This is a genomic window from Calothrix anomala FACHB-343 (assembly GCF_014696435.1).
Classification (GTDB): domain Bacteria; phylum Cyanobacteriota; class Cyanobacteriia; order Cyanobacteriales; family Nostocaceae; genus Aulosira; species Aulosira anomala_A.
Genome location: NZ_JACJQG010000078.1, coordinates 39833 through 45990, shown reverse-complemented (window position 1 = coordinate 45990; position 6158 = coordinate 39833). Strand labels below are relative to the sequence as shown.

General features: G+C 41.6%; 4 protein-coding genes and 2 tRNA genes. 1 reads left to right on the top strand and 5 read right to left on the bottom strand.

Going from position 1 to position 6158, the window contains the following annotated elements:
* Positions 1–1077: 1077 nt before the first annotated feature.
* The 5 genes from H6G08_RS31345 to murA all read right to left on the bottom strand — a co-directional run bounded on the left by H6G08_RS31345 (position 1078) and on the right by murA (position 5614).
* Complete coding sequence (locus H6G08_RS31345) at positions 1078–1299, bottom strand: hypothetical protein (RefSeq protein ID WP_190550282.1); 222 nt, start codon at positions 1297–1299, stop codon at positions 1078–1080.
* Between the two features lie 532 nt (positions 1300–1831).
* Positions 1832–1915 (bottom strand) — tRNA-Leu (locus H6G08_RS31340).
* Positions 1916–1974: 59 nt separating this feature from the next.
* Positions 1975–3075, bottom strand: coding sequence for a glycolate oxidase (locus H6G08_RS31335; protein WP_199322813.1), 1101 nt, complete (start codon positions 3073–3075; stop codon positions 1975–1977).
* A 174-nt stretch (positions 3076–3249) separates the two neighbouring features.
* Positions 3250–4122, bottom strand: a complete 873-nt coding sequence (locus tag H6G08_RS31330) for a M48 family metallopeptidase (protein WP_190550280.1) — start codon at positions 4120–4122, stop codon at positions 3250–3252.
* A gap of 112 nt (positions 4123–4234) precedes the next feature.
* A complete protein-coding gene (murA, locus tag H6G08_RS31325; RefSeq protein ID WP_190550302.1) occupies positions 4235–5614 on the bottom strand; it encodes a UDP-N-acetylglucosamine 1-carboxyvinyltransferase in 1380 nt (459 codons plus the stop codon).
* 308 nt (positions 5615–5922) lie between these two features.
* Between murA and H6G08_RS31320 the strand changes: the two genes are divergently transcribed.
* Positions 5923–6004, top strand: a tRNA-Leu gene (locus tag H6G08_RS31320).
* Positions 6005–6158: the final 154 nt, after the last annotated feature.

The following is a 6158-nucleotide window of genomic DNA, read 5'->3' as shown; positions in this document are numbered from 1 at the left end:
TGGGATATGCTTTACTCATGTTGCTCTCTCGGTGCTGTCTACTATCTATTCACAGCGTATACCGAGAGAGCTTTTTTACAATCTGTCCGACTTTTCAAACATCCTCTAAGGCAGTAATCGGAAAATCCAGAACTTCTTTTGTCGGCAACATTGCTATCTCTCGCATAAATTCCTCCTGTGTCAAAGACAAAATTATCAACATCAACTAGTACATTTCCTACGGGAACAATTAGGTGGTACTATTGCTGATTTTCTTCCTAAGCTTATGGCATGGCCTGGCACACATACATGGAGATGCAATAGCTTTATCAGTAAATTCTGGTAACCCTGGTATTTTAAAATAAATTACCACCGTATATAAGCTTACACGCTGATATCAGGATTTTCCCAATACTCATCACAAACTTTATAGTTACTTTATAATTGATTCATGTGGTCTTGATGTAAACTTCATATTTTTGATAAATTAAATTTCATGATTTATTTTGTTTAATTACTTATTGGTTATTTAGCGAATTAATATTGAATTTTTTAAGCCAAGTGTGTTAAATCTGTAAATTTAGTTAAGCCATATACCTTATAACAGAGAATAGGAAATTAGGTTAAATTTTGGTTAATGGAAATAGCGATCGCTAAATATTTTTGATTAGGATTAAGGCTATTTGTTGACTGATTTATGAGTACAGATGGCAATAATCTAGTTAGTAAAAGTTTTAATTACAACCAAGAAAATATATTTACTGGGAGAATTCACCTATATCCAGAGATTTCTGCACCTGAACTCGATCATTAATTAGAATATTTAATATCTACAATTTTTGACATCTGTTGATTATCTAATCTACAAAGCCTTATATATCAAGGATTACAGCGCATAATTGCAAATTATAAAACCTAAATTTTCCGGTTTTTACAATCAGATAATACTTCTGTACAATATCTAACTAAATATCGGCATCTATCCTAAAGGGGATAAATTCAAGTAATCAAAAATTCGATTTATTAACAGCAAAATAATAATATTAAGTTATATTAACCGCTTATTTGTTACTTATGTAACAGGGCAAGAATTTATATTTAAAATAAATATTTTTCTTCTTGAATAAGAATAAAAAAAGAGAAGATTGATTTATCTTCTCTCTTACCATTATTTTTTGTATCGTCTGCTTTATTTTCTTGCTTAAGTTTTTGCCGCAACATCTGCCTTTGTTTTTTCAGTTGCCGTTTTCTCGCCGATCCGCCTTTACCCTTATCGTTTCTTCCTTCTCTGCGAGGAGATTCCCACCTTTTTAATCTCATAGGTTCACCTTTTATGATTAATTACGATTATACATTGTTCATATCTTGATTAGCAAATTTGAACACATAACCCATTCTTAATACGGAAAGAATACAAGTGTTAATACGCATCTATTGTGTAAATTTTATACACAAATATTCGCTGGGCGCAAAAATAATAGTATAAAATTTGACCAAAATTATTATCTAAGTGCTAGATAAAGCACCTCAATAAAACTCATGGCACATTTTGCAAGTTGTGATGATTTACTGGTTAAATCTTCCATTTGCTCAACCATAACTGGAATTTTGTCAAATTACTGAATATTAAAAGTTACAGTTTGAGCTTTGGATATTGACTCATGTTATTTCATACAAGACAATAGACACGTTTCCCGGAAATTAAGTTCCTTTTGAGGAAAAAATATTTAGCAACTGCCAAAACTGCATCAAGGAACCTAGGTTTATATGTGTATACCTTAGGTCTGTACTATATGCAGAATGCTAGAGTTAGTGGAAAATCCTTTGCGCTAATAACTTAGCTTGTTAACAGTGGGCAGGAGGAGAATCGAACTCCTATGACCGCAAGGTCGCCACATTTTGAGTGTGGTGCGTCTACCAGTTTCGCCACCCGCCCTTGGATGCAACTTTCCTATCATAATATATTCATTTGGTTTCTGACAAGTACTTTTCTAATTATTTAGAGCCATGAGGAAGAGTAATTAAAGAAGAATCGATATCCTGTAGCTTTTGACAGCCGCTCAAAGCCATAGCTAGGCTGAACTCATTTTCTAACATTGTGAGGATACGAGATACACCAACTTCTCCAGCCACAGCTAGTCCCCATAAAATTGGGCGGCCGATGAGTACTGCTTTTGCGCCTAATGCTAAGGCTTTGAGAATATCTGTACCCCGGCGAATACCCCCATCTACTAGTATTTCAGCTCGATTATCTACAGCAGTGACAATCTCTGCTAAGGCATCTAAAGATGCGATCGCACTATCTAATTGTCTGCCACCATGATTAGAGACAATAATTGCCTTGACTCCGCACTCTACTGCACGTATAGCATCATCTCCGCGTAAGATACCTTTTATTACCAAGGGTAGAGGACAAATTGATTGCAACCATGCTAAATCTTTCCAAGTCAAGGCGGGGTTGAGTTGTTCGGCAAAGTAAGTAAATAAGCCAGATTCCCCTTGGGCATGGGGAATATCTAAGTCTTTGATAGTTGCAATATTGGCAGCTTGTAAACCTAATGGTAAAGAAAATTCGTTACGGCGATCGCGTTCTCTTTGTCCGAGTAAAGGTGCATCTACCGTCAGACATAATGCTTTGTAACCTGCGGTGTAGGCTCTTTCGACTAAAGCGCGAGTTAAACCTCTATCTTTATGTATATACAACTGAAACCATTGCAGAGCGTTGGGAAAATTTTGCCCCACGGCTGCGACTTCTTCAATAGTTTTCGTGGCTAAAGTACTCAAAACCATCCCAACACCTGCGGAAGCGGCTGCTTTGGCTGTGGCGATTTCTCCATCAGGATGGGCTAGACATTGAAAAGCCATCGGTGCGATGAGTAAAGGTAGTGCTAGGGGCTGTCCTAATATAGATGTAGTTAAATTGCGATCGCTTACATCAACTAACATACGCGGGCGTAATTTCCAGCGTTCAAAAGCGGCGCGGTTATCTCGTAATGTAATTTCATCCCACGCGCCGCTACTGTAATAATCCAGCGCCATTTGTGAGAGGTGCTGTGTTGCTAGCTGTTCGTATTCAAAAAGGTTAATTGGTTGCAAGTGATTTTCGCCTAGATGTGAAATATTTTTAGAATCTCACAAAAAGGCAAGCCAGTGCGTTGGGCGGCTCCGCCGACTTGTAGCAACTGGCGCGCAAAGACGCAAAGAAGAATGGAAGAGTTTGTTTGCTGCTATTGACTATTGACTATGGACTATTGACCATTGACTATTAACTTACCAATTCCGCCATCCCCCTTTAGAGGTAATTTCTTGGGACTTCTGCCCGTGATTGTGCAATAAATTTTGATATTCTTTACTACTCGCCCAACGGTCGATTTCTCTGGCGCGTAATACTGGTACGGGGTGAGATAATTGGGCGGTGCGAGCTGCTTTGACCATTTCGCCTAGTTCTGTTTTACTAATATCATCGTAGGCGCGGGCTTGAGCTACGAAAGCATCAAGGTTGAGTTGGGGTGCTAAGGTGGGGGAACCACCTGCCAGCTTCATCAATACTGACATGACGACTTTGGGATTTTGGGTAGCTAGTAAAGCGGCGCGATCGCAGGTAAACTCAGCACAGCGTACCCATTCTAAAAGCTGTGTCTGGATAGCTTGGGCAATGACTGCACCTACATTGGGAACAATGGTGGCGGCTAAGATTAATAAATTTACTGGAGTTAGGTAAACGCTGTGGTCACATTTGAGGTGTCCTAACTCATGGGCAATGACTGCTTGAATTTCCTCTGGTGTCAGCATATCAATTAATGAGGTATGCAATACCACAAACGGTTGCTGACCCCGCATGGCAAAGGTGTAGGCGTTAGGGGCTGGATGTTGCCTAACGTACAACTGGGGAGGCTCGATATCTAATACTTTGCAAGCTTCTACCAACAATTTGTGTAAATCTGGCAGTTGATTTTCACCCACAAGCACGCTGGAGGCAATATTTTCTACATAGAAAACCTGCTCTGCCATTGGCCCTAGCCAATTCCGTACCATCATATCCAAACCTGGTATTTGCTTGAGAGTTTTGGTAGCTTCCAAGTCTAAGGGATGACGAAAGGAGTCAGCTTTTAAACCAATGAGCGGCGTTTTGAAGAATGACATGGTGTAACGAGCTTGAAAATAATAGCATTATGGAACGCTGTTAATTAGATAAACAGCCTCCCTAAAGCTAGTATAACGATTTAGTAAGGGTGGGCATTGCCCACCTACCAAACTATGTCGTTATCGATGCAGCCGAGTTGTTAGGGCTGGGAGTCAGTTCTGCATTGGTAGTTGGTTCATTGACTCGCAAGATTTTTGCGCCCAATTGCTGCAACTTCAGATCCAGTTGATCGTAGCCGCGATCGAGGTGGTGCAATCCCTGTATTATTGTTGTGCCTTCTGCTGCTAAACCAGCTAAAACTAAAGCTGCGGATGCCCGCAAATCTGTAGCTAATACTGGTGCGCCTGATAACATCGGCACTCCTCGAACAAAGGCTGTATTGCCTTTGACGCGAATATCTGCGCCTAAGCGGTTCAGCTCAGAAGCATGACGCAAGCGATTTTCAAACACAGATTCGTTGATTAGGCTGTCACCTTCTGCCAAAGTCAGCAAGGCCATAAACGGCGCTTGCATATCTGTGGGAAAGCCGGGATGGGGTAGAGTTTCGATATCGGTAGCTTTGAGGCTAGTGGCGGGGAGAACCCGTAAGGAATTTGCTCCTTCCTCGATAATAGTCACGCCAATATCGCGTAATTTGGCAATTACGGGAATTAAATGATCGGCACACACGCTAGAGAGAGCCAGTTCTGAGCGTGTAATTGCACCGGCGACTAAAAAAGTACCAGCTTCAATGCGATCGGGAATAATGCTGTATTCGACTGAATGCAACTTATTCACACCGACGATGGTAATGGTACTGCTACCAGCACCTTGGATTTTGGCTCCCATTGCGTTACAGAAATTAGCCAAATCGACTACTTCCGGTTCCCGCGCAGCATTTTCGATGATGGTTTCGCCATCCGCTAGGGTAGCAGCCATCATCAATGTTTCTGTTGCTCCCACACTGGGAGTATCCAGGTAAATTCTGGCTCCTTTTAATCTGCCATTGCTGCCAGGAACATAGGCATTACAAATACCATGTTCAATTTGGACTTCGGCTCCCATTGCTTGCAGTCCGCGAACATGCAAATCTACAGGCCTAGCGCCAATGGCACAACCGCCTGGTAATGGCATTTGGGCTACTCCCAGCCTTGCCAAAATTGGGCCGATGGCAAAAAAGCTCGCCCGCAGTTGGGTAACTAATTCGTAGGGGGCTTTAGATGTGGTAATTTCCCTGGCATTGATGTCTAGAATGTCACCATTCCGACTTAAGCCCACGCCCAAAGCTGATAAAACTTGACCCATGCGTTCCACATCCGCTAATAATGGGACATTACGGATGCGACAATCGCCTGAACATAGCAAGGTTCCAGCCATGATTACCAAGGCTGAATTTTTTGCCCCACTAATTTTTACATGACCTCGCAAAGGATGCCCTCCCCAAATTTGCAAGACTGCGGAGTCTGCTTCAAGGGGGGACTTGGCATCTGGTAAGCTGCTAGAAGGATTAATAAGCCTACCTCCAGAATAAATACGTCAATTTTAAAGGGTTGAAGTTGGTTTTGATTCTACAGTAAAGATTTGATTTGTCTACATTTTGTAGGGGAATCGGGGGTCAATAAAAGGTGGTTTTGCCTGGGTAGTAAAGGCTCAAAACTATTCAGGGTAAGCTTTTGGGGAATTCAAAAATTATTCTGACAAGATCGCTACGAAATTTTGTCTGGGGCAAAACTCTATACTCCGTAACAGATGGAGCAATGACTTGACAAATAGAGATAAATGAGTAATAGTTAGGAATTGTCGATTGTAAATAATTGCCAGCGGAACTGGCGGAATTGGCAGACGCGCTAGATTCAGGTTCTAGTGCCGCAAGGCTTCCGGGTTCAAGTCCCGGGTTCCGCATATGAATTTTGGATTTTGCGAAAAGTCGAGCTAGCGCTTTGGGCGGCTTTGGCGACTTGAGCCGACTGGCGTCGGAGCGTCGGCTTCCGGCAATCTGAACTTTTCAAGACGGATTGTCGATTTTGGATTAATCTAAGATATCGCCAGTTGCAAA